General features: G+C 59.6%; 19 protein-coding genes and 2 pseudogenes. 12 read left to right on the forward strand and 9 right to left on the reverse strand.

Annotated elements, in window-relative coordinates; genetic code table 11:
- Window positions 1–72: 72 nt before the first annotated feature.
- Entirely contained in the window at window positions 73–768 is a 696-nt protein-coding gene (locus D8676_RS20835; protein WP_147448231.1) for a GntR family transcriptional regulator, read from the forward strand.
- Window positions 769–924: 156 nt separating this feature from the next.
- Window positions 925–2,895, forward strand: a complete 1,971-nt coding sequence (locus D8676_RS20840) for an acetoacetate--CoA ligase (RefSeq protein WP_121583007.1) — start codon at window positions 925–927, stop codon at window positions 2,893–2,895.
- Window positions 2,896–3,341: 446 nt separating this feature from the next.
- Here the strand turns inward: D8676_RS20840 and D8676_RS27070 are convergent, their stop codons facing one another.
- From D8676_RS27070 to D8676_RS20880, 8 genes are all read right to left on the reverse strand, one after another.
- A complete protein-coding gene (locus D8676_RS27070; protein WP_147448232.1) occupies window positions 3,342–3,803 on the reverse strand; it encodes a hypothetical protein in 462 nt (153 codons plus the stop codon).
- 470 nt (window positions 3,804–4,273) lie between these two features.
- Window positions 4,274–4,471 (reverse strand): hypothetical protein, encoded by a 198-nt coding sequence (locus D8676_RS20850; RefSeq protein ID WP_121583009.1) that lies wholly within the window; start codon window positions 4,469–4,471, stop codon window positions 4,274–4,276.
- Between the two features lie 383 nt (window positions 4,472–4,854).
- Window positions 4,855–6,888, reverse strand: a complete 2,034-nt coding sequence (locus tag D8676_RS20855) for a DEAD/DEAH box helicase (protein ID WP_121583010.1) — start codon at window positions 6,886–6,888, stop codon at window positions 4,855–4,857.
- Window positions 6,881–8,344, reverse strand: coding sequence for a BREX system ATP-binding domain-containing protein (locus D8676_RS20860; RefSeq protein WP_121583011.1), 1,464 nt, complete (start codon window positions 8,342–8,344; stop codon window positions 6,881–6,883). The genes D8676_RS20855 and D8676_RS20860 overlap by 8 nt, the downstream gene beginning before the upstream one ends.
- The gene (locus D8676_RS20865; RefSeq protein ID WP_121583012.1) at window positions 8,341–9,627 is read right to left on the reverse strand and encodes a BREX system ATP-binding domain-containing protein; all 1,287 of its coding nucleotides are present in this window, start codon (window positions 9,625–9,627) and stop codon (window positions 8,341–8,343) included. Before D8676_RS20865 ends, D8676_RS20860 begins: the two co-directional genes overlap by 4 nt.
- Window positions 9,628–9,639: 12 nt before the next feature.
- On the reverse strand, window positions 9,640–10,527 hold the full coding sequence (locus tag D8676_RS20870; protein ID WP_121583013.1) for a hypothetical protein: 888 nt from the start codon (window positions 10,525–10,527) through the stop codon (window positions 9,640–9,642).
- A gap of 14 nt (window positions 10,528–10,541) precedes the next feature.
- A complete protein-coding gene (locus D8676_RS20875) occupies window positions 10,542–12,833 on the reverse strand; it encodes an AAA family ATPase (RefSeq protein WP_183097181.1) in 2,292 nt (763 codons plus the stop codon).
- A 446-nt stretch (window positions 12,834–13,279) separates the two neighbouring features.
- Window positions 13,280–13,639, reverse strand: coding sequence for a hypothetical protein (locus D8676_RS20880; RefSeq protein ID WP_245426997.1), 360 nt, complete (start codon window positions 13,637–13,639; stop codon window positions 13,280–13,282).
- A 416-nt stretch (window positions 13,640–14,055) separates the two neighbouring features.
- Between D8676_RS20880 and D8676_RS20885 the strand changes: the two genes are divergently transcribed.
- From D8676_RS20885 to D8676_RS27940, 4 genes and pseudogenes are all read left to right on the forward strand, one after another.
- Window positions 14,056–16,980, forward strand: coding sequence for a UvrD-helicase domain-containing protein (locus D8676_RS20885; protein WP_245427000.1), 2,925 nt, complete (start codon window positions 14,056–14,058; stop codon window positions 16,978–16,980).
- Window positions 16,981–17,386: 406 nt separating this feature from the next.
- A complete protein-coding gene (locus D8676_RS20890) occupies window positions 17,387–18,358 on the forward strand; it encodes a reverse transcriptase family protein (protein ID WP_121583015.1) in 972 nt (323 codons plus the stop codon).
- Between the two features lie 220 nt (window positions 18,359–18,578).
- A pseudogene (locus D8676_RS20895) lies at window positions 18,579–18,731 on the forward strand (IS5/IS1182 family transposase); the annotation flags it as partial.
- Between the two features lie 38 nt (window positions 18,732–18,769).
- Window positions 18,770–19,028 (forward strand): annotated as a pseudogene (locus D8676_RS27940) (hypothetical protein).
- A 60-nt stretch (window positions 19,029–19,088) separates the two neighbouring features.
- Here the strand turns inward: D8676_RS27940 and D8676_RS20905 are convergent.
- Entirely contained in the window at window positions 19,089–19,772 is a 684-nt protein-coding gene (locus D8676_RS20905; protein WP_121583016.1) for a recombinase family protein, read from the reverse strand.
- Between the two features lie 300 nt (window positions 19,773–20,072).
- Between D8676_RS20905 and D8676_RS20910 the strand changes: the two genes are divergently transcribed.
- The 6 genes from D8676_RS20910 to D8676_RS20925 form a co-directional block, all read left to right on the forward strand.
- Window positions 20,073–20,750 carry a DUF1236 domain-containing protein gene (locus tag D8676_RS20910; RefSeq protein ID WP_121583017.1) on the forward strand — a complete coding sequence of 226 codons (678 nt, stop codon included), beginning with the start codon at window positions 20,073–20,075 and terminating at the stop codon, window positions 20,748–20,750.
- A gap of 104 nt (window positions 20,751–20,854) precedes the next feature.
- Window positions 20,855–21,073: a transglutaminase N-terminal domain-containing protein gene (locus D8676_RS27945; RefSeq protein WP_348629029.1), complete on the forward strand. Its 219-nt coding sequence runs from the start codon at window positions 20,855–20,857 to the stop codon at window positions 21,071–21,073.
- Window positions 21,070–21,288, forward strand: coding sequence for a hypothetical protein (locus tag D8676_RS27950; protein WP_348629030.1), 219 nt, complete (start codon window positions 21,070–21,072; stop codon window positions 21,286–21,288). Before D8676_RS27945 ends, D8676_RS27950 begins: the two co-directional genes overlap by 4 nt.
- A gap of 17 nt (window positions 21,289–21,305) precedes the next feature.
- A complete protein-coding gene (locus D8676_RS27955) occupies window positions 21,306–21,767 on the forward strand; it encodes a transglutaminase-like domain-containing protein (protein WP_348629031.1) in 462 nt (153 codons plus the stop codon).
- A 19-nt stretch (window positions 21,768–21,786) separates the two neighbouring features.
- Window positions 21,787–22,860: an AI-2E family transporter gene (locus D8676_RS20920; protein ID WP_121583018.1), complete on the forward strand. Its 1,074-nt coding sequence runs from the start codon at window positions 21,787–21,789 to the stop codon at window positions 22,858–22,860.
- Window positions 22,861–23,383: 523 nt separating this feature from the next.
- The coding region (locus D8676_RS20925) for a DUF1254 domain-containing protein (protein WP_147448233.1) at window positions 23,384–23,877 on the forward strand (494 nt) is incomplete at its 3' end.

Below are 23,877 nucleotides of genomic sequence, written 5' to 3' on the forward strand. Positions count from 1 at the left end.
AGTGGAAGTTTGGGTAGGCATGCAGGCGAGCTGGCGGCTTCGAACGCATTTTTCGGCGTCGACACGTCCCTGATGAACAAGGTCAATCTTCAGGACAAAGTGTATCTGACCCTGCGCAACGCGCTGATCCGCGGCCATTTCGAACCCGGCGCGCAGCTGACTATCCGTGTTCTGGCGAAAGCTTTGGGCACATCTATCGTGCCGGTGCGTGACGCGCTACAGCGACTTGTCGCCGAACGGTCCCTGGAACTGCGTGGCAACCGGTCCGCCTGCGTGCCGGTGATAGACCGTGAGCACTTCGCCGAACTGACCCGCATCCGCATCATGCTGGAAGGCGAGGCGATGCGGTCCATCCCGCTGCCACCGCGGCCCGATCAGCTTGACGCGTTAGAACTGGCCAACCGCAAGTTCGAACTCGCCGTAAACCGGGGTGACGCGGAGGCGGTCACCGACGCCAACATGGAGTTCCACTTCATGTTGTATCGCCTTGCCGGCGGCGAGATGCTCTACGGCATGATCGAAACGCTGTGGGTGCGCGCTGGACCGATGATGCGCACGCCGTTCCGGGCAGAGACCTACGATCCGATCGTCTTCCGCAACGGGATCGAACGGCATAGGGAGATACTCGACGCCTTGCAGAAGAACGACGGCGAACAGGCTAAGCAGGCGCTGCTCAGGGACATCTCCGACACCGCACTGTGGTATCAGGAGCATATCGTCAGCGACGAGGATGCCGACGTCCAGCACTCCGTGGCAAGAAGCGCCTAGTCGTCGGGCTCACGCACGATCCGCCTGACGGCGACATTGGCAGACCGCTGCGTCGCGCGGATATATCGTTCTCAGTGTCGCGCGGCCTAAGCCAGCCGTGGACGCGGCTGGTGCCTGGAACGCCGAGTTCGATTGATTGACTGACTGGGAGGTCCGATGTCGAGTGATCCATCAGTGCCGCTGTGGGCGCCAGACGCCGAGCATGTGGCGCGAAGCCAGCTGACCGCGTTCGCGCGGCAGGCAGAACAGGTGGCAGGCCGGCCGCTCGGCTCCTATGCGGACCTCCACCGCTGGTCGATCGAGGATCGCGGCGCGTTCTGGTCACTCGTCTGGGATTTCGGCGACGTGGTCGGCGACAAGGGCGGGCGCCTGCTGGACAACGCCGACCGCATGCCGGGCGCGATCTTCTTCCCGGAGGCGCGGCTGAACTTCGCCGAGAACCTGCTGCGCCAGCGCGGCGCCGGCGAGGCAATGGTGTTTCGCGGCGAGGACAAGATCGAGCGCCGCCTGTCTTGGGACGAGTTGCACGCCCTGGTCTCCCGGCTGCAGCGGCTGTTCGTGTCGCTAGGCGTGCGCGAAGGCGGCCGTGTCGCAGCGATGATGCCCAACATGCCGGAAGCCATCGCCGGCTTGCTGGCGGCCAGCGCCATCGGCGCGGTGTGGTCGTCCTGCTCGCCGGACTTCGGCGTGGAGGGCGTGCTCGACCGGTTAGGCCAGATCGAGCCGAAGGTGCTGCTCGTGCCGGACGGATATTGGTATGGCGGCAAGCGGATCGAGGTGGCGGGCAAGGTAGCTTCCATCGCGGCCCGGCTGCCCAGCCTCGAGCGGGTTCTCGTGATCGACTATCTCGGCGACGCGGAGGCCGTGGCCGCCACGGTGCCGGGCGCGCAAGCCCTGTCGGTGGCGCTGGCGCCCTTCGCGCCGGGCGCGGTCAGCTTCACGCGGCTGCCCTTCTCGCACCCGCTGGCGATCCTGTTCTCGTCGGGCACCACGGGCGTGCCGAAGTGCATCGTCCATGGCGCCGGCGGCACGCTGCTGCAGCACCTGAAGGAACACCGGCTGCACGGCGACGCGCGCCCCGGCGACCGGCTGTTCTATTTCACGACCTGCGGCTGGATGATGTGGAACTGGCTGGTCTCCGGCCTGGCCTTCGGCGCGACGCTGCTGCTCTTTGATGGCTCGCCCTTTCACCCGGATGGCAGCACGTTGTTCGACTACGCGGAGGCCGAGCGGATGACGCAGTTTGGCACCTCGGCGAAGTTCATCGATTCCGTGCGCAAGGCCGGCTTGCAGCCAGCGCGGAGCCACGATCTGTCGAGCCTGCGTTCGATCTTCTCGACCGGCTCGCCGCTGTCGCCGGAGGGGTTCTCCTTCGTCTACGAGGGAATAAAGCGCGACGTTCACCTCGCCTCGATCTCGGGCGGCACGGACATCGTGTCCTGCTTCGTACTGGGCGTGCCGACGCTGCCCGTCTACGAAGGCGAGATCCAGGCGCCGGGGCTGGGCATGGCCGTTGACGTCTGGGACGATGAGGGGCGGCCGGTGCGCGGCGAGAAGGGGGAACTCGTCTGCACCAGGGCGTTCCCCTCGATGCCGGTCGGCTTCTGGAGCGATCCGGGCGGCGCGAAGTATCGCGCGGCCTATTTCGAGCGCTTCGACAATGTCTGGTGCCATGGCGATTTCGCCGAGTGGACGCAGCATGACGGCCTGATCATCCACGGCCGCTCGGATGCCACACTGAACCCCGGCGGCGTGCGGATCGGCACGGCGGAGATCTACAGCCAGGTCGAGAAGCTGCCGGAGGTGCTGGAGGCTCTCTGCATCGGCCAGGACCATGACGGCGACGTGCGTGTGGTGCTGTTCGCGCGCCTGGCGAAGGACGTGGTGCTGGACAACGCCCTGGAGGCGAGGATCCGGAGCGTGATCCGGTCAGGCGCCAGCCCGCGTCACGTGCCGGCGAAGATCGTCGCCGTCTCGGACACCCCGCGCACAAAGTCCGGCAAGATCGTCGAAATCGCCGTGCGCGAGGTCGTCCACGGCCGCCCGGTCAAGAACAAGGAAGCTCTGGCGAACCCCGAGGCGCTGGAGCTCTTCAGGGATTTGCCACAGCTGCGCGAGGCGGGCTGACCGAACTGAACGACGAAGACTCAAAGACACCGAATTTAGTGTCATTCGTTCCATGCGCAGAACGAATGGCCGCCGAACTGCACCCACGCAAGTGCGCTCTCGGACGAAGCCTTCTCGTCGACGGTGTGATGGGTGTTTTCCTCAACCCTGTAGCTGATCGGTAATGAAGCGTAGGCGGGCAGTCACGCTTTCGGCTTCGTGGATTTCAGGTGCAGACGCGGACGCTCGGCTGAACCAGAAGCCTGGGCGGATCGTCCGCGCCCAGGCGCGTGAAAATCTTCGAGTTCATCCAACGAAAATTGCATCACCGCGCTCCTCCCTAAGAACTCCAGCTTACGCGAATAGTGAAGGTCTGCTACCCAATTGACCAAGATAACTCATGTATCGTCCTCCGGGGGGAAGGCTTGTGCTTATTCACGCAATGGACAATCATGTGCTCGGGAGAGCTACGGGGGGTAATGCGATCGTTCTGGGTCGCATTGTTTCTTGCTGCCGCTATTCCACATGCGACAGCCGACACACTTTCTGACATTCGGCGAGCTTGCAGGGCGCAATGGCCGCAAGACTACCGAATGCAGGAAGACTGCATCAACAAGCAGATTTAGGCGTTCCAGAGCGTCGCGACCATAAATCGCCAAGCGCGCGGCAACGACCAGCAGGGCATCCTTTCGCGGTGTCTGGCTCAATGGCAACAAGATTGGCGCATGGTCGAATATTGTTTCAAGAAGCAGAACGAGGCCTATCATCGCCTCTTTGGCTCTGAACCAACTGTTGGGGAATCTGTCATCGTACCTGGCGAGCGTTCCAAGTCGCAGCAGAAGGCCGCACGCAAACAGCGCACCGGCAATCCAGGTCCGGTATCGGGTCAAGCCAAGGTTGTACACGGCGATACGTTCGTCATCGGTCACGAGAGGGTCCGGCTCAGGGGTATCGATGCAGCGGAGCTAAGTCAGAATTGCGAAGACGCCAAGGACTTCAGATACGTCGCGGTGCTGGCGGCATGCTGGCCCGCGGTCGCAACGAGGGGCAAGAGTTGACGACACCGATCCTTACACCCACCGAGGAAGCTACACTCTGCAGCATGGCGGTTTCAACAGCCTCGTTACCCGCATCCGTCTCGCCGATGCTGCTCTCCAGAGCGGTCCATCCAAACAGTTTGCCAAGAGTCACATCCTCGTCAAACAGCGAGGACGCAAAAGCGCACCTGGTGAGATGCGCGTCAAAGGCGCTGGAAATCGGCAGATGCCGAAGCAGCCGGATAGTGAAGAACTCTAAACGTCCGATGACTACCCCTCCCAGGTAGAGGGGTAGTCTGACCCGTCAAGCTTGCGTGTGGAATGCGACAAAACGAATCGGTCGTTGCACCAGTGGCCGGCCATCAATTCATCCCGTTCTCGTACTTGATGACGATCCCGCGTTCGAGCATGTCGGCGGCGTCGCGGAACTGCTGGATGACGTAGGGCGTCGACCGGCTCTGTTCCGGAGGAGCCGGTCGCGCCCCCTGGTCGCTGGCGACGATGCATGCCGGCATCATCGCCTTGAGCCAATCCCGCGCTCTGTGAATATTGCCAACCACTTTTGTTTCCGGCCGGCGAAGTACCAGGCATGGAACGAGCGTGGCAACGGCGCCGAGCCGGTGACGCTCTCCCTCGAACTGAGATTCGATAGTTTGCTGATCGAGCGTGCACCCGCAGGTCCCGGGTGCGGTCGTCGACAACCCACCAATGAAATTCGGGACCGTTTTCGGGACCAGAGATTTCAAATGGACGCTAAGTGATTGATTTTATTGGTACGACAAAGGGGAATCCGCCGTGAAAGGGGCAGGCGCATTGCTTTGAGCTGAGGACGCGGGCAGGGCTGGCGGAGGGGATGGGCCTGGTATCCAACCTTCTCTAGTCTAAGCCTCTGTTTTATAACGCAATTGAAAATTCCTAGTACGCAGCGTCAGAGTACCTGCACTCAGTTCCGCTTTTCCATGGGCAATGATCCTCCGAGGTCGATGCCTTCGACCCGATCAAGCCAGCGATGCAAGAGCGCCCACGGGACTGCACGTCGCTTCTCCTCTGCCACAAGCGCGTCTGACAGCTCCCCGATGAAACGGCTTGGGCCGACGAATTTCGAAGTGACGGAAAGGGGGAGATCGTTTGCCGTCTCGATACCCTTGGCCAAGTCCCGGATAAACTCAATCGACAGATCGATGGCAAACATGTCCCCGGAAACTGCGGTTGGGCTCGGAGAGAAGTTGCGGTCAGGAGCTGACCTTCGAAAAACTGCAGCAAGCAGAGCATTCAGTGTCTGCCCGCCCCAAGTCAAAAGCGTTCCGCCGTTCAATTGCCAACGAGCCGGGTCGTACCCATTGAGACGTGCCAGCGCCCATATAATACTACGGCTCGTTGGCAGAGCAGGCCCAGTAGCCTTGATCTTCGCAAGCGGATGAGACCTTTTGGCGTTATCTCCGAGGTAAGCCGCCCCATCGCCCCCCGCCAGCAGCCGTCGCATTGCACCGGCGTGGAACAGGGCGCCACCTGTGGTAGCTGCGTCCGCGTCGCGGAATGCCGTGTCGCCGGTACGCATATCGACGACAGAGCTGCTGACACCGCCGGCGATGACTGTATGGATCCGGCCCGCATCTCCCTCATCGATCAGCCGATCAGACGGCACGAGGGCTCCGCGCAAATCGACAAGACAGCCCGTCGCCAGCATGTCATGCACGACCCGAGTGTGCTCGTCTGTTCCGGCTTCTGCAGCCAAATGGTTCTCCGTTAAGGAGCGGTCCTCACGAGTTGCGCGCCAGGCAAGGCTAAGCACTTGCTGAAACCGCACTGATGGGCGATCGTACTCATACACGTCGTCAAGGTCTCCACGGCGACCACAGTCCAGCAACGCCTGCATGAGCTGTTCGTCGTCGTCTGAGCTCCGGAAACTGACCACTCTGCAAGTCCCAGTTCGACGGTTTCCGCGACCTATCCGCTGTAGAAAGCCATTAACGCTTCGCGGCATCTCAGCGAGTACGACGGTATCAACGTCTCCGATGTCGATCCCGATTTCCAACGTCGATGTGGCCACACAGACGCCAAATCGATCGCTTCGCATCTGCTCCTCTACTCGCTCCCGCTGACTGGCAGGCAAGGCCCCGAAATGGAGATGAACCGGCCACCGGGTGCCGGAGAGCTCCTCGTGAAGATGCGCCGCCATGGCATGCGCACCATTGCGGGAATTGGTGAAGACGAGCACTTTCTCAGCGCCCGCCCTGTCGAGCCACCGAGCGAGCTGCCGGGCCTTAGCCCGGTCTGCTTGTCCGGGCTCCTCAACGACGACATCGACGAGCTCCAGATCGATTTCGCGCGGCGAACCATGAGACAATACCTTCGCGTCTTCGCCGAGCCAGAGCGCTGCAACTGCCGGCATGTCGTCCAGCGTTGCGGTCATTCCAACGATCTGAAAGTTGTCCCGCGGAGACCGTGGCGGCTTGGCCGCACTCCGGATACGAGAGATCACGTGCCGCAGTTGCTGGCCACGCGCCTGGCCATGGAGCAGATGAATTTCGTCCACTACCACCGATCGCGCCGAATGCAGAAGTTCCGGGTGCCTAAGCTGCAAGGAGTCGAGCGCCTCCGGGGTCACCACGACGCAGAAGGCCCCTTCTGCGCGTGAGTACTCATGGCGGTCGCCAGTGTAGCGAGCGATCGTCCCGGGGTGCTTGATGCCCAAGTAGGTGACCAGACGCTCGTAGAGGTCATTTACGAGTGCCTTGGTCGGCGCCACGTAGATAGTGGACAAAGCCCCGCGTCGGAAACTTACATGCCGCTGATAGAGCGGCGCGACGGCCGCTTCCGTCTTGCCAGAAGCTGTCGGCGCGGCGAACAGCACGTTTTGACCACGAACGATCTCCGGCATCACGGACGCTTGGCCCGGATATGGCTGCCGTCCGGCGAAGAAGATCGGAAAGGCATCGGGCAACATACGCGCCAGGTTGGCTCGGCTGTTACTCATCCCAGGGCATCACCTCCCCTGAAATTTGCTTGGCCGCATCGTCGACGATCGCGATTAATTCGTTGTGGCCCACCTTCGCCGACTGGCTCAGGAGAACTGCCGGGGGAAGACCCGCCATCTTTGTCCAGTTTCGAAGCAACTTTTCAGAATCCGGGATTTGCTCGAACCGTTCGCGCAGAACGCCAGCAATCCGCGCGCGGAGTTCCGGGTCGGAAAGCAGGTCGACCTTCGGTCCGAGATGGCTCGAAGCCTCGGTCAAGAATTGTAGCGCCCACGCCTCGTAATCGGAGGCGGTTGGGGGCACGAGATGTACAACTTCGTCAGCAGAGTGAATGAGCACGCTCATTTCTCCAGCCTTTCTCTTGAGGTCCTGCGTGTCCTCGCCTTCGGTCAAACCCACAAAAAGGCCGAAGTGGGGACCTTCGCGCCAGAAGGATGGGATGCCCGTCATGTCGTAGTCACAATGAGGATCTTTGAGACCTTTGCGCGGTGGATGAGCACACCGTGCGAGAACGTCGAAAAAGTTATTGGCGCGCAAATATCGGTTTATCGAATACGTCCGAACGTGCTCAGCCTCATCGATGATCAGAGCGAGTCCTCGGTAGCCGAGGGCTTGCAGGACTTCGTGCAGAACGACCAAATGGAATGCATAAAGTGCACCCGTGTCCTTGGTCTGAGGCATCGTTGGAATCTTGCCTCTGTATCCTTCTCGCCAGGTCACCTGCCGGATGGCACTGATGAGCTTTACCTGTCCCGCGAGCCAATTCACTGCTGAAACGTACTCTTGGTCATCCCGCCGATGAGCTAGATGCTGAAGGGCCTCAAGCCCATTACGAAACCACCCCGATGCTTTGAAATATTTCAGGTTACGGACTTCCAGCCACCGGTCCCGGATTTCCTTGATCAAATCAAAGAAATCCTCGTTCCGGCTTCCATCGCTGCGCATCGGGAACTGAAGACCGCTGATAAGTTCCTGGTAGACCGAGGAGGGCTTCGCAGGGTCGGCAGCTTTTGGATCCAGCTCAATGGAGGCAGTCACCCACCCTTCACGTAGGGCAATAGCCTTGACCAGCTTCAGGTGGTGCGACTTCCCGGATCCATAGTATCCCATGAAAATACGACAAGCACCGCTTTGCGGTGCCTTATCCAGGATGCCCCGCACTTCCTGCGATATTTCGTTTCCGCCGATCGTCAGGTAGATAAGCTGATCCGGGTCCGACGGCACTACCCCGAGGTTCACCGCCTCGAAGGACCGACGGAATGCCAGGTCAGCACTTCCTCGAACCAAGGCAGCACCAAGAACAGGGCTGCTTCCGTTCGAGCGAGATCGAAGCTCTCCCACGTCCACATCGAAGCTTTCGCCGAAGAATTCGACAGTTGCCGTTGTGCCGAGCATCGCAAGGACTTGGCCTATGCCAAATTCCGCGTGCTCCACCTGATCACCCGGCTTGATCACTCGTTTTCACCCTCGAGCGGCGGCTCGTTATCGTTTACGAAATCACTCGCCTGTTCACTGCTGATGGCGCGCTGCGCGTCGCGCTGGCTGCTTAGAAAGCGGCAGTATTGATAGACAAAGAAGCGGGGCTTCGGAGTTTCGAACAGCCGGTCCTTCTGCGCCTCAACGAGGGCCTTCATATTGGTCTTCTGAAGCGCCATCTGCCAATCAATGCTATAGGCTTTGCTGAAGACATCAAGGAGCCGCTCTCCGATACGAAAGATGACCTCTTCCGAGTTTGCCTCCTCGATGTTGATAAGAGGAACTAACGGGCTTCCGCGCGAGAACGCCACAGTTCCGATGCGATCCTGAAGCGCGCGATAGGTGCTTATGACCTCCGATCGAAAATCGGGAGTAGCAGCGTACACGAACATCACGCCACCAAACTCGCCCTCGGCGTTCTGGTTGATCATTGTTAGGAGGTTTTCGATTGCCTGTTTTTGCTTGGCGGATCCTCGCCTGAACGAGGATGTCCGCGTGCCCTCATCGAAAGCGATCAGGAACCCGCGGTAAGCCATGCGGGTGCGAAGAAAGGCCACAACGGTCTTGAGCCTACGGAAGGCGTTGTCATCCCGAACCGGTTCGAAAAGCCCCAACGATTTTAGCGTCGTGGAGCGGAGATTGTCCCCCCGTATCCACGCAATTAGTTCGCTGTCAGCAACGGACTCCTTTGCCCCGCAATTGATCTTGAGGAGTCGCTTGCTCAACGCAGTGAGCGCGCCGGCCATTTGAGTATCCGGGGCTCCCTTCCAGAGCCCTCCCAGCTGTTCCTCGATCTGGCGTTGAACAAGGTCCGGAACGTCTTCGCCGGGTTCAGCGCCGAGTTGACGTATGCGGGTGCTAATCCAGCTGTCGATAAGCACCTCAATGCCCTTCCTATCGGCCCCCTCCGCATCAGCCGGTGGCTGAAAAGACTCCATGATCGCGCGGAAGATCGCAGCAGGAGAATTGAAGGGGCATTCAGCTCCGACAGTAACAAGCGCCGTGACTACATCTTGCTCACTTGCACGCTGTGCCAAACTATTGATAAATTGGGTTTTTCCGCTTCCATAATCGCCCTCAAGGTATTTGAAGCATCCAATCCCATCAGCTAATTCACCGCGGAAATAGTTCTGATCCAACGCATCAATTATGTGTTCGGTACCGACGTTAATGAAATGAGAGTAGCGCCCGGGAGCGATCGGCGAGTTGAGGAGTGTGCTGACAAGGCGGCGCGCATCAATTGCAGAGATAGCAATGTCCAAGGTGGTCTCCGATCACTTTGAAAGACGGCGAATGTAAATCATTGGCCGAACCACGGTGCCCTCGGCGTTTCCCGGCACGAAAAACGCTCGAGACTTAGAACCATGCGCCTGGTTTAGAGTAGCCGGCACAAGTTCGAAGTTAGCATTCGCGACGGCGTCACGATTGCGCCGCCAATTGATGAGGTTGATGATAAAAACTGCCTCTGGGACGTCTTCGAAGTTGCGCCGTGCCGGGGTTCCCCAGAACCGATCATCCTGCACAGCCACTTTGAATACACGTGCAACATCCGCAATCAGGACGTTTTCGCTATCTCCAAGATGTCGAGCGATGCTCCAGGCGAGAGAAAGTCTCTCGACAAACCGTTCAACGGGCATCGTCCACTTTTCGACTATCCGCTCGGAGGCGGCATAGGCCTTTACCACGTACTCGATGTCGGCCGGTATCTTTGGGATCATCGGGTAATGGGGGGTCATCGACCAGGACCAGCTTTGGCCGCTCTTGTCCGGAACGAGTACGAAATCACCCGCATAAAAGTGGTTATCCTTGTTTCCGGTGCTCACTCCCTCAAGTTCGCGCAGTACCTGAAGCGCGAAGCGCCGGCGATTCTCTGGGTGCCGCATGTGTTCCGCATGGGCATCAACAGCTTTTCGAGCCGCCTCTATTTCCCTTTGAACGCCCGGTTCCCTGGATGCGTCTTCTGGTAACGAGAGCGCCAGAAGCTCCTGCTGCCGCTCGATCGCGGCGGGAGGCATGTCCAGTCCCTCTGCGCGGGTCTTGCCTTGCCCTAGTATTCGTGGAAGACGCGCTGCAAGTATTCCCTTCGCATTGGAAAGGAGGCCACTCCGATCGAGGTATTTCTCCAGCTCAGGAAACAACTGCGCGTTCGCGGTATCTGACATATGCCTTCTTTCGATCAGGACTGGGTCACATCGAAAAGTGACTTATCCAGTTTGCGGAGCAGCGGTGGGTATTCGCTGCAAATCAGAGCCAAGCGTCGTGCGGGACGAGACAGCGCGACGTACGCTCGATTCAGTGTGAAATTCAGCGCAGCGCTCTCCACGCCTTCGAGTCCCAAGACGATGCAAGCGTCGAACTCGAGTCCTTTGATGCGCTCGACAGAAGTAGTGAGCAGACCTTCACCTGAAGCAGCCCACAAAGGCGCGAGCGGAACGTTGATCGCCTCAAGCTCCTGGCGCAGTGTGTTCAGTGCCTGCTGATCCTCGTTGATCTGCAAGAGTGCGATGGTGGAAACTATATGCGAGCGCCGCAACACCGAGACGAGCTGCTTAATTCGCAAAGCATGGTCTTGCGGTGGTGCAATGATGACCTGCGGCTTCTTGTCTTCAAGGTCAGAATTCACGTCAAAGGTCGGGCGCTCCCGGAATGAGACCTCGTAGAACCCTTGGAGGAATTTGCCGATCTGCTTGCTCTGTCTCATGTTGCGCGCGAACGGGTAAATCTGCTCAGCACCTCTACCGCGCAAGGATCGGCCGATATGGAAGGCTTCTGCATTTCGCATGCCGTGGACTGGACTGACGATCTGCCTGAAATCTGCGGAGACGGTCAGGGCACCATCAGGGTCAACCAATGATCCCAACAGAGACGCCTCGGCAACGGAAAGGTCCTGAGCTTCATCGATCGCAATATGGGTCCAGCGCATGCCTTCTGTTTTGGCGGGTGCCAACGAAGAGGGCATTTCCCGGAACCTGTCCTGTGGATCTGTTGACGTGGGAAGGGCGAAGCGCAGGAGCCATGCGAGCCATGGAACGTCCTCTGGTCCGTAGCCGCGGTCACTCCACTCCTTCCTAGCGTCCTCGATGATCTTGGCCTCAGTCACACGACCGCCGGTGCCGCGCCTTATCCGGTGCGCTGCCTCGGACTCTCTCGCGCCGAAGTAATTGGCGAGGACAGTCAGCGGGTCGTACGCCCAGTAGAGCCACTGCTGAAACGCCTCATCGAACTCACGACGTGCAACAGCGTTCATTTTGCTGCGTGTCTGGGTGTAGGCGCGCTCCACTTTCGTGAACAGGGCATCCATCGACAAGTTGGATGAGGCAGGATCCTGTCCAATCTTGGCATCCAACGCTGACCGCACCAGGGCTGATGCGAACTTGGGAGCGCCGGCCTCGACGTATTCAGCTCTCACAGCCCAGTCCGCTTGTGGTGCCTTTTGCAAACGATCTGCAATCTGACTTTCGTAATGCTCCCAGAGGCGAAGTAAGTCGTGGTGATCAGACAGACCGAGCACCGCGGTTCGAGCGGCTAATTCAAGTCTTTCTAGCTTACGTTGGCGCGGCCTTGCGTTGTGCTTGTACAGCCAGGTTTGCTCTAGATAACCGCTCAGGAAATCACCAACGCCTTCCACCACGAAAGACGGAATGGCGAGTTGATTGACCAGAAGGTCTCTTGCCTGCCCGGCCAAGTTCTCATTCGCGAGAAACACGCGCGTCGCATTCGGCGTGTACGGCACCATGCGACCTCCAGGATCGCGCTGATCCTGTTGGTCAAACAAGAAGCGAATGCGCTGGAATGCCACTGTCGTCTTGCCGGATCCCGGCGCGCCCGTGACAACCATCAAGCCTGACATTCGGGAAACAAAAGCCTGCACCTGATCCTTCGTCATGTGCAGTTTGACGGCCTTCAATCCGGTCTTCTGCTGTGCCGCCGGCCGGGGTCTGACCGCGCCGCCGGGTTGATAAACTGCAGAAATTGCCGGGATGGCGGAGTCGAAGCGCGCCTTTGCTACTGGCTCAACACTGCGCAGCTTCAGACCGCTCGCTCGCACATCCCGGCAGTCACCAATGTCGGTGGAGAGAGCAATTTGAATGCCGGGATGGGTCCATGCAAGCACGGCAACGTTCGAGGAGCCGTTGCGAAACACTTCATTGGCTGAAGAGTCCACATTTGCGTACCAAAGTTGCTCCTTCTCTACGAGCTTGCCACCGTCCCCAATCACCTCAGTATAAACTTCGACCATCACCTGGAATGGATCGGCTATGATTGCCTCCAGTGCAGCGAACCGCTTCTCTGCATGAGCGATACGAGCAAGATCGTGATCACTGGGCCCGTGTAGACCCTGATCTGAGAGCACAGGCGCGCGAAATCTAGAGAGTTCTTCCTGCGCCCCGAGTACAGCCGCCTCCGCGTTCCCCAAATCGCGGAAGAGCCGCTTGCTCAGATCGTCGTTCGCTAACGGCGCATTCATGACTATCCCCCTGCTACTCTGTCGAGAGTACGTTGGCGTCATATCGATTGACAAGCCGGCCTGAAGGCGAATATTCAAGCTCCTAGCGCGCGCGCGCGAGGGTATAGCTTTCCTGATACGGCGCGCGTTCAGTCGGAAGAGACTGCGAAGTCAGTTATCGTTGATCGCGGCACGGCGGCTGCAGACAAGTCCGCATGAGCCACAACACTCCGGCACGCTTGGCTCCACAGCTAGCGTGCCAAAAAAGCGACTTGATCGTATGGCCGCCGCCATAGATGGAGAGCCGGGGACCGGCGAAGCCAAGCAGATGATCCCATGGGATCGGCGCGATCGACGCTTCGGGGGTGGCGTTCACAACCGGCAGGATGACGCCTGCCGAATTTGCCGACACCTTAAACTCGCGACGGGATCTGCCGCTCCGCTCAATGACCAGCTTCGCCAGGCCGCTAGTTGCGAACGATGCGTAGGCTCTTGGGTGAAACCAGCGAGGCTCGCTTCCCCGGACTCACCATTCGCAGCGAAAATCCTTTGGATACGAGGTCTGCTGCCTCATCGAGCGTCTTCACGAAGATTGCGTTCTTCGCGTGGTGCTTTTCAGCGAATTTCGGATCGCCGAGGCAATACCCTTTCGCGCTCCATTCCGGTTCTTCAATAATTCCGTCCCTTGGAGCAGCACGTTCGATCGTAATCACTCGTCCCGCCATTATAGTATCCTCCGCAACCGCGATCACACCGCAGGGAATCGTCTCGGCGACCGCCGGCCGATCATAGTTTCTGACGGTGCCAAGTTGTGGCACAGAGGTCAAAAGTCTCTCTCCAGTGCTCAGGATCTGCTTCGGCTTGCCCAGTAGGCAGCCCTCGCAGCTTGGCGGCGTCAGCCTTGAGGACATCTGCGCCGAGTCCAGGGTCTCGCACCGCACAACGGATAACCGAGGCGCTGGACGCCGCCTTGCCAACGTCATGACCATGGATACCGTCGATCGCCGACAACACTGACGACTGGGTGCCCCCGCCACAGCGACTTCAGCCTCTACAGGGGAACTATCATCGATGCCTTGCCGTGATCGGATCTTCAGAGAGGGAGTGTGACATTCGTTTACTCGCTCTCCGGCACAGTGTCGTAGACGCAGAATGAAAGTTGCCGTCCGTAGCTGCCGAAGCGCAGTTTGATACATTGGCAAGCGGAAAGCCCGGTTCATTGTTTCGACTACAACAACGCCCATTGTTCAAATTTCTGACTGATCCCCTCGGCAGGTCCGCCCGCGCCATGGAGTTGGATGGGGATTACATCCGGATAACGCGCCGCGGCCTGGTCTCGTCCATGTCGTTGCAGTCGCTGGCAAGCGCGCCTTCCCTTAGAAAGGGGATGCTCGGGACCGCACTGACCCTCAGTTCAGGCCAGTTTGACGATGTCACGCTGAAGGGCGCGGGCCACCAAGATGCGCATGAATTCTCGGAACGGATCAAGGAAGCGTGGACTCGCTTCAATCTCGCGGCCCTTAAGAAAGAAGCGGCGCAACTGGACAGGATTCTCGCTGAAGTGAAGTCGCTGGTGGCGCCGTCTCGATATCCTGCGGTCTGTCAGATCGCGCCCTTGCTCGAAAAAGCCCGTGCTCTAGATGCTTCACTCCTGTCGAAGCTGAATGCCGAAGCCATCGGTCGCGAGATCGTCGCACACATTGCGCCTGTCCGGAAGTTTGCATGCGATCCGCGCACATTGCGGGCAAACGGCATAGCGGCCTTCGTCGCCGCCGAACTGGATCGCTGGAAGGATTTCTTCGACACCATTGAGAGCAAGCCGCTGACGCCGGAACAACGCCTTTCGGTCGTGGTCGATGAGGACGCGACGCTCGTTCTAGCCGGGGCGGGATCGGGAAAGACCAGCGTGATCACCGCCAAGGCCGCCTATCTGGTCAAGGCGGGCATACGGTCGCCGGAAGAAATCCTGCTTCTCGCCTTTGCGAAGAATGCGGCGGAAGAGATGTCGGAACGTGTCGAGGCCCGATCCGGCGTGCCCATTGTCGCGCGGACCTTCCACGCGATTGCCTATGACATCATCGGCATCGTCGAAGGGTCAAAGCCCGCGCTGGCCGACCACGCCACCGATGACATGGCCTTCACCAATCTGATCAAACAGATCCTAAAAGACCTAGTCCTCCGGCGTTCTGATGTGTCGGAGGCGATCATCCGGTGGTTCGCGCATTTCCTGGTTGAGCCGAAGAGCGAATGGGACTTTCAGACCAAGCACGACTTTTACACCCACATGGAAGCGCAAGACCTGCGCACCCTGCAGGGCGAAAAGGTCAAAAGTTACGAAGAGCTGCAGATCGCCAACTGGCTGTATGAAAACGGCGTCGAATATGAATACGAGCCCGTCTACGAACACAAGATCGCAGAAACTGGCAGGCGCGATTACCAGCCGGATTTCCGCCTGACCGAAAGCGGCATCTACATCGAGCATTTTGGGGTGCGCCGTCAGAAGATGGCCGATGGCAGTGAACAGCTAGTCACGGCGCCCTTCATCGACCGCCACGAATATCTGGCTGGCATGGAATGGAAGCGGCAGGTCCATGCCGAGCATGAAACCACCCTGATCGAAACCTACAGCTATGAGCGGCAGGAGGGGCGCCTGCTGACCGGCCTTGCTGAAAAGCTAGCGCCGCATGTCGCCCTGAAACCGCGCCCAGCTGACACGATCTACGACAGGATCGTTGAGTTGAAGCAGGTCGATGACTTCTCGAAGCTGCTCGGAACCTTCCTGCGCAAGTTCAAGAGCGGCAGTTACAGCCTGCAGGACTGCGAGATCAAGTCCGACCAGATGAAGCTAGGCAAGCGCGCCCGCGCGTTCCTCGACGTCTTCGCGCCGGTCTTCGAGGAATACCAGAAGCGCCTGGAAGGCCGGATCGACTTCGAGGACATGATCCTGCGCGCCGCGGGCTATACCGAGACGGGACGTTACATCAGTCCGTTCCGCCACATCTTGGTCGATGAATTCCAGGACATCTCCCAAAGCCGAGCGCGGTTGGTCAAGGCGCTCAAGGCTCAGCATCCGGATGTGCGCGTCTTTGCCGTTGGTGACGACTGGCAGTCGATCTTTCGCTTCGCCGGGTCCGACATCCATCTGATGCGTCATTTCGGCCGGGAGTTTGGGGGCAGCTTCAATGGTGAGGCTGGCGTGCACCGGACCGTCGATCTCGGCCGCACCTTCCGATCGGTTGACCAGATCGCCTTTGCGGCCCGAACCTTCGTTCTGCGGAACCCGGCCCAGATCCAGAAGCAGATCGTCCCGGCGGGGACCGCGACCGAACCCGCCATCAGGGTCGTGACCGTGTCCAAGGGCGAGGATGAGGCGAAACTGTCCGAGGTTCTTGCCGGCTTGTCAGCCTCTGTGGCACCGGAGACGAAGCCTGCGACGGTGCTGCTTCTCGGCCGTTACCGCTTCGTCGAACCAGACCTGCAGGATCTGAGGCGGCGCTTTCCGCGGCTGAAGATAAGTTTCAAAACCATCCATGCATCCAAGGGTCTAGAGGCCGATCACGTCGTCTTGCTGAACGCCGACAGCGGGCGCACGGGGTTCCCGTCAGAGATCGTCGACGACCCCCTGCTGTCTCTAGTGTCGCCGGAGGAGGAGGCGTACCAGAACGCCGAAGAGCGGCGCGTCATGTATGTCGCGATGACCCGCACCCGACACACACTGACAATCCTTGCCTCGAACGCCCGGCCATCGTCCTTCGTCACCGAGCTGAAGAAGGATCCCGCCTACGGCATCGCCGCTCCACCTGGCGTAGAGTTGGAGGAACATGGCTGCGGCGAATGCGGTGGGCGGTTGCTGGGCGTCACAGGGAAGGATGGCCGCACTTGGTATCGCTGCGAGCATGTCCAGCATTGCGGAAACCTGCTGCCCGCCTGCCAATCCTGCGGAACCGCTCTGCCACGCCGCGCGGATGGAACGGCCGAGGTTCGATGTGGGTGCGGTGTCAACTATCCGACGTGCCCGGAGTGCGAAGATGGCTGGTTGGTCGAACGCAGCGGCAGCTATGGAAAGTTCCTTGGCTGCGTCCGCTATCCGACCTGCTTGGGGAAGGCGAGAATATTGAGCCGTGGCAGGTCTGCAGTCTCGAAGCCGCGACGCCGGAACAGAGCGTGACGTGGGTGCAGTCGCGGATATCGCCAGGCACGGCCGGCATGATAGCGCCTGCCACTATCTACCTGCAACGAAGCCCTGCCGCTCAGCCGAAGCCGAGGAACTCGCCTTTCCCGCCGCCACCACGCAGGCGGCCGGATCGTGGTCCCATGGTATTGTCGAAGGCTGCTCGGTCAAAGTGTTTCGACTGGGTAGCGCCGCCGACCGCGGGGGTTTGCTCAGGCTGCGATAATGCTGCGCTGGTCAGCGGCTTGGCCAGCCCCCGCAGCGCGGTTGGGATGGTGCCGCGAGGGGGGCATACTCTGAAGACTTAGCCGCTTGCCAAAGTTGAGACAACCGCCTGTAGCGCGCTTGCAAAATGTATGCCGCGCTGACAGAGAATTGCCGCGTGAAATAGAGGGGCGGAAAGTTGAGCAGCGAGCAGAGCGTCTTATCAAGTGTACTTGGTCTCGATTCAACCGCGATTAAGCCTGTCATGGGGTGGTATGGTCCCATGTTTTACCACTCATTTGATGTCAAGCCGAAAAGAAGGGGCCGAAAGGCCCGCCAAATTTTAGCGCCGATTGACGAACTAAAAACAATTCAGAGGGCAATTCTAGAAAAATTGCTATCCCACGTTTCGCCTCATCCCGCAGCGACGGCATTCTTTGCGGGCCGCTCGATCGTTTCGAATGCCCGTCAACATCATGGCTGTCGGTATCTGTACAAGACTGACATCAGCGACTTCTTCCCATCAGTAACGACCGGAATGGTTCGGGTCGTGCTGGAACGTCATTTTCCGCATCTATCGCAATCCGCGATCGATGAAATCATCCGATTGACTACGCACGAGGGAACTCTGCCACAAGGCGCGCCTACCAGTCCGCATTTGGCCAATCTCGCGCTCTATGACTTCGACGACAGCCTTTCCCGACTGTGCAATGAAATCGGAGCTCGCTATACGCGCTATGCAGATGACGTCACTGTTTCGGCTCAGGACGAATACGCGTTGTCCATAGCGGCGGGTGCGATCCGTTCAGGTTTCGCCGAGCTGGGGCTTGCACAACATCCTGCGAAGACACGTTGCTTTGGACCAAATTGTCGTAAGATCGTTACGGGTCTTGATGTTTCCGGCGAGGTTATCCGCCCACCTCGCAGCTTTCGAAAAAAAGCGGCAGCGCTGGTGAGGATGAGCGAAACCTATCCAAAGCGCATGGAACGGCATTCGCCACGTGTCATGGGTTATTTGGCGCATTGGCAAGGGACCACGCCCGACGATCCAGAATTGTACAACTTGAAGCACCGTATGAGGCAACTACAGCGACGCGAAGCTATAGCAGATCATACGGTCAACGCCGTTTCCTCGTGGGCCATCGAAGACGACCTCAAAATATCGTTCTAACCAATCAGGCAGCGACCGCAACAGGTGTGAAACACGAACGCGCGAAGCGCGCAGATGCATTCTAGATGCCAGCCGATGGACTGACGCGCTTGCAGTCGCTGCCCATGCGTGCGTTAACAAACCCTGTGCGTCGTTGCAATGTATGCGTCCGCCGAGACACAGAGAGCTGTCCATCCACTCCCCACGATCAGCCCGGCCCACTGGGTGACGCCGGACGTGGCGGATCACTAGGGGCCGAGCTTCAGCGATAGACGGCCACGACCCGACACGGCGGTTACGCCGTCAGCCAACGTGTCCGCAAGCGCATCGAGGAAGCCTCGGCTGGATCAAGGCGGTCGCCGGACAGGAGAAGTTTCACGGCCGCGACCGCGTCGGGGGGCCTTCCCCCAAGCTCATGGCGGAGACCGGCTGATGGAAGGGGTTCGCGCGTTCGCCAAGGCCTTCACTAGGCGCTGGCGCATCGTCGAAATGGACGTCTGGGACAACCACTTCATCGACGTTCGATACGGCGCCCGCGACGGGTCAGCCTGCGCGGAGCTCTCGGGGAGGGACACGACGAGAATGACCCGTCCGGTCGAGGGGGGCGATGATGGGCACCGCCAGCCGCCTCATCGAGCAATTCTGCATTCACAACGGCGACGATTCAGGCTTCATCTGCGAACGGGACTGAATTCTTCAACAGGCTGCTAGGCTAGGGGCAGACGAAAAGGTTACCAGTCGTATTTCCCGTCTATAAAACCGCACCGCTGCGCTTCAGGATGTTACGAACGTTCGACACCTGCCACCTGCCGTTGCGGGCGGTGCGGACGCCGCGTGCTTCCAGCGCTGCCGCTATCCCCCGCAAGCTCGTGATACCCGCCCGCTGGATGCCGCGGATGATCGGGATGATTTCGCCGGCGAAGCAATCGGCATGTCCGAGACTTGCCGCGCGTCCCTTGGCTGCGGCAACGGCTGGCGACCGGCGGTTGCCGAGCCGGGCGCCCTGGGCCTTGCGGGCGGCAAGGGCTGCCTTCGTGCGCTCAGAGATCAGCAGGCGTTCCTTCTCGGCGAGTGCTGCGTAGAGATGCAGCATGAACGGGTCGGCATCGGCGCCAAGTTCCGCGACGATGAAGGGGACGCGGCTGGCCATAAGGCCGGAGATGAAGGCGACATCGCGCGACAGCCGATCGAGCTTGGCGACGATTACCGGACAGCGGGCCTTTCGGGCCGCAGCCAGAGCCTGGGCGAGGTGAGGGCGCCTGTCCAGCGCGTCGCAGCCCTTGCCGGTCTCGACGTCGACATGCTCGCCGATCAGATGGAAACCCTCCGCTATTGCGAAGTGCTCCACACGCGCCCGCTGCGCCTCGATGCCGAGACCGGACCGGCCCTGTCGTTGCGTGGAGACCCTGTAGTAGGCGATTGCGCACTGCGACATGAAACCTCCCGAGGTGTTCAGACTGCAAACCACCGTTTGCAGTCTGCTCACAAAGGTCGGGAAGCCAAATTCAAATGACCGCGTTGCGCCCTCATCTCGGCCGTTGAGGTCAGCTTTGACACCGCCTAAAGCGGACATTTCGGGCGACCATGCCGGAGGTCGCGGTTGCGCCACGAGCGGCCATTCGGCGCTAATTCTGGTAAGTATGTTTCACTCTGCATGGGGACGATGGTCCCGTCTTCGGAACGGAAGCCACTCTGCTCCGTTCATGTTGCGAGGGACATCCAACGGAGAATTAAGATGAGAATATTTTTGGCGATTGCCGCAACTGCGGCAACGGTCTTGGTGTCGTCTGGCTTAGCCAGCGCCCAAACCAGTGTTGCGGCGACAACTGATCTCAATGTTCGAGCGGGTCCCGGCCCCCAATATCCTGTGGTTGGGGTGCTCGGGGCAGGACAGGCCACCGCCCTGAATGGCTGCCTAGAAAGTGGCAAATGGTGCTTGGTGGCAACAAGCGCTGGCGACGGATGGGTATATTCCGACTATCTGACGGGGGATTTCGGGGGCACTCAAGCCGTGCTGACCGAGCGGCCTGCCAATTCCGGGGTCAAAGTATTAACGCCGCCTGCCGACAAGGGCGGCGGCGATGCCGGAGCAGTCGCCGGTGGCGTCACCGGAGTCGTCGCGGGTGCGCTGATCGCAGGTCCCATCGGCGCTGTGGTTGGCGGTGCGGCCGGTGCCGTGGCGGGCGGCGCAGCAGGTACTGCTATTGATCCCCCTGAAAAGGTACGCCGCTACGTCACCACTAACAGAATCGATCCCGTTTATTTGGATGGCGAAGTCGTGGTTGGTGCCGGGCTCCCGGATACCGTCGAACTGCGCGAGATCCCTGAGTACGAGTACCGGTACGTCTATGTGAACGGCCAGCCTGTTCTCGTCGACGCGAAAACCAGGCAAATCGTCTACATAGTAAGGTAATTTTGATAGCGGGGCCGCGAAAGCGGCCCCGAGTGTTCAAACACGTCCAACCATTCGCTGTTCGAGAATCTCGACGGGAGTCGACAAAACGCTAGAAGACAAAGATGAAGCTGACGGTGCATCACAGAACCACGTACCGCTACGCACGTCCCGTCTTGCTCCAGCCTCACCGCATGATGCTCCGGCCCCGCGGCAGCCACGAAATTGCAGTGCTGGCAAGCTCGCTTAGCTGCTCGCCAGAGGCGGAGTTAGACTGGACCCAGGATGTTTTCGGCAATCTGATCGCGACGGCGACGTTCTCGCAGCTACGGCCGAACTCGTGATCGTCAACGATCTGACTGTCGAGCAATCTGCCGCGGCATGGCCGGTCTTTCGGATCGCGCCGGAAGCCCATTCATTTCCGTTCGAATATTCAACCGACGATCTTGCCGCTCTTGGAACCCTCGTCGCCCTTGAAAGTGACGATCCTGAAGGCAGGCTGGGAGCGTGGGCGCAGGCCTTCATTCACGGCACACCACAGATACGCTCTCTCTGCTGAAGGATATCAATGCGGGCATGCTCGATGCAGTGGCTTACCGGACTCGCGATGAGGAAGGCACGCAGACGCCACTTGAGACTCTTTCTCTTGCTAGCGGCTCTTGCAGGGACATCGCCGCGCTCTTCATCGAGGCTGTCCGTCTTCTCGGTCTGGGCGCTCGGGCAGTTTCGTGCTACCTCTATGATGCCGATGCATCTCCGGGGGTTGGTTCGACACATGCGTGGGCTGAGATTTATCTACCTGGCTCGGGATGGATCGCCTTCGATCCGACACATCGCCATGTAGGCAACGCTAATCTCGTTCCGGTAGCTGTGGCTCGCAGCAATCGACAGATCATGCCAATCACCGGGGGTTATGTAGGCCTGCCGGAAGATTTCATTACCATGGACGTGACAGTCCGTGTGGCGCGGGAGGCGCCAAGTAGCTATGCGCTTTCGAGGTATGTAACCGACATCTGGTCAGTCCGAGTGGAATGGTGAGTGAGGCTGCGAGGTGGACATGATGGCATTTGACCCATCGGTCGAGCGGATCTTGGGAATTGGCGCACTTGTGCTTCTGGGCATCGGCTGCGTTGTCGTGCTCTGGCCATTCCTCTCCGCCCTGACCTGGGCAGCGGTGCTCTGCTTTTCCACTTGGCCAATCTACACTTGGTTTGAGCGACTTCTAGGAGGAAGGAGGACGCTTGCCGCGCTTCTCATGACCCTGGTTGTAGCAGCTGTTGTTGTGGCGCCGTTTGCGATCTTGGTAGCAACACTGGCCGATAGTGTAGCGGTCGTCGCACAGGCCGTGAACAGCCTGCTTGAGCAAGGCCCGCCTGCGCCACCCGGTTGGGTAGTCAAAATCCCCCTTATTGGTGAGCGCCTGGCGCTTTACTGGCAGGGCTTGGCCTACAATGCACCGGCTTTCCTTATCGAGCTGACGAAGCTTATAGGTCCTGCGACAGACATTGCGGTGGCCAGCGGTGCGGTTCTCGGCGTCGGACTCCTCGAACTGGCCCTAAGCGTGTTCATCGCGTTCTTCTTTTATCGGTACGGCCGCCAGATGGCAGCTTCCGTGCGCGGCAGTTCCGAGCGGATCGGTGGCACTCGTGCACGGCATCTGCTCTCAGTCGTGGGCTCAACAGTCACCGGGGTGGTTTACGGTGTGATCGGGACCGCAATTGCGCAAGGACTGCTGGCTGGACTTGGGTTCTGGATCGCAGATGTCCCTCAGACCCTGCTGCTGGGGTTCCTCACATTCCTTCTGTCCTTTGTGCCCGCCGCTCCTCCCTTGGTCTGGGGGGCCGTCGCATTCTGGTTGTTTCTTCAGGGCGAGGTTGGCTGGGGCATCTTCGTTGCTGGTTGGGGTTTGCTGCTGGTCAGCAGCATCGACAACGTATTGAGACCCTATCTCCTCACGCAAGCGAATAGCTTGCCCGTGCTGCTCAGTTTCTTCGGTTTTCTGGGCGGCATTTTAGCCTTCGGCTTTATAGGTGTGTTCCTTGGCCCGGTGCTCTTGGCTGTTGGATACAGCCTATTCCTTGAATGGCAAGCGGCCGGCAGTCGGAAGGGCAGCCTTCCTCCTCGTGATTAGTCCAGCTGGTAGGATTTGGTAACTGCTAGATTAGTGGTGATCTGCTTCGCGGTAGTGAGGCGGGATGGAAAAGTGGGAGCAGTAGAGCAAGTGGCACCTGCAGCGCCCGGTGGCATGCTCCGCGACCGCGTCCAGCCCGCCCACGTTCATCATGTACAACCTGCCTTGGCGATCATTCGAACGGAATGTTGGGCGCAACGCGCAACGGTCGGCACCACCCGATGCAGCGTGGATGGCCGCTCGTGCTACACGGAATGCCGGGTTGCTCCGACCGTCGTGGGGTGGAAAGCCGTCAGTCCGCTTCGGTGCAAGCCCGCCGGATAGCAGACATTCGCAGATTGGTGGAGGAGGCTGGTTCCAGATCGGCAGCTTTGGAGTTGTCGATGCGTCTTTTCCGCAAGCACGCTGTCGATTTTTCGCGGGTCGCTGAAAAAGGCCGTCCTCCACACTTCCCTAGCGTCAACCGATCTGCAACAAACATACCGCAGGCAAGGAACGCCGCTGGATCATGAAGGATCGCACGATGAAGATTTCACGTCGCACCGTTTCCCTCGGAGGCGCCGGCCTCCTGACCGCGACCTCGTTCGGCTCGTCGGCCGCGCTGGCCGAGGGGCTGATCACAGACCTGATGGAAGGCTCCGACGAGTTCGGGACCGCGCTCGAAGCCTATATCTACGGCTATCCACTGGTAACGATGGAGATGACCCGCCGCGTCATCACCAATGTCGCAGAGCCCAAGGGAACAAGGGCCCCGATGGGCCATCTCATCAAGTTGCGTGAATATCCGAACGCCCAGTTCCGGGATGTCACCGCCCCGAATGCGGATACGCTTTATACGACCGTCTTCCTCGACGTCGGCGACGAGCCCTGGATCGTCAGCCTTCCGGACTTGAACGACCGCTATGCATTGTTCCCGATGCTGGACGGCTGGACGACGGTCTTCGACGTTCCCGGAAAGCGCACCACCGGCACCGGGGCGCAGACATACGCCATCACCGGTCCCGGCTGGGAAGGCAC

The sequence above is a fragment of the Mesorhizobium sp. YM1C-6-2 genome (assembly GCF_003666685.1).
Classification (GTDB): domain Bacteria; phylum Pseudomonadota; class Alphaproteobacteria; order Rhizobiales; family Rhizobiaceae; genus Mesorhizobium_K.

Excerpts from the sequence above, each read along its gene's own strand:
- D8676_RS20835 (WP_147448231.1), top strand. The coding sequence starts at position 73 with ATGAACAAGGTCAATCTTCAGGACAAAGTGTATCTGACCCTGCGCAAC.
- D8676_RS20840 (WP_121583007.1), top strand. The coding sequence starts at position 925 with ATGTCGAGTGATCCATCAGTGCCGCTGTGGGCGCCAGACGCCGAGCAT.
- D8676_RS20855 (WP_121583010.1), bottom strand. The coding sequence starts at position 6,888 with ATGAGTAACAGCCGAGCCAACCTGGCGCGTATGTTGCCCGATGCCTTT.
- D8676_RS20870 (WP_121583013.1), bottom strand. The coding sequence starts at position 10,527 with ATGTCAGATACCGCGAACGCGCAGTTGTTTCCTGAGCTGGAGAAATAC.
- D8676_RS20875 (WP_183097181.1), bottom strand. The coding sequence starts at position 12,833 with ATGAATGCGCCGTTAGCGAACGACGATCTGAGCAAGCGGCTCTTCCGC.
- D8676_RS20905 (WP_121583016.1), bottom strand. The coding sequence starts at position 19,772 with ATGTCGCAGTGCGCAATCGCCTACTACAGGGTCTCCACGCAACGACAG.
- D8676_RS20910 (WP_121583017.1), top strand. The coding sequence starts at position 20,073 with ATGAGAATATTTTTGGCGATTGCCGCAACTGCGGCAACGGTCTTGGTG.
- D8676_RS27945 (WP_348629029.1), top strand. The coding sequence starts at position 20,855 with ATGAAGCTGACGGTGCATCACAGAACCACGTACCGCTACGCACGTCCC.
- D8676_RS27955 (WP_348629031.1), top strand. The coding sequence starts at position 21,306 with ATGCTCGATGCAGTGGCTTACCGGACTCGCGATGAGGAAGGCACGCAG.
- D8676_RS20920 (WP_121583018.1), top strand. The coding sequence starts at position 21,787 with ATGATGGCATTTGACCCATCGGTCGAGCGGATCTTGGGAATTGGCGCA.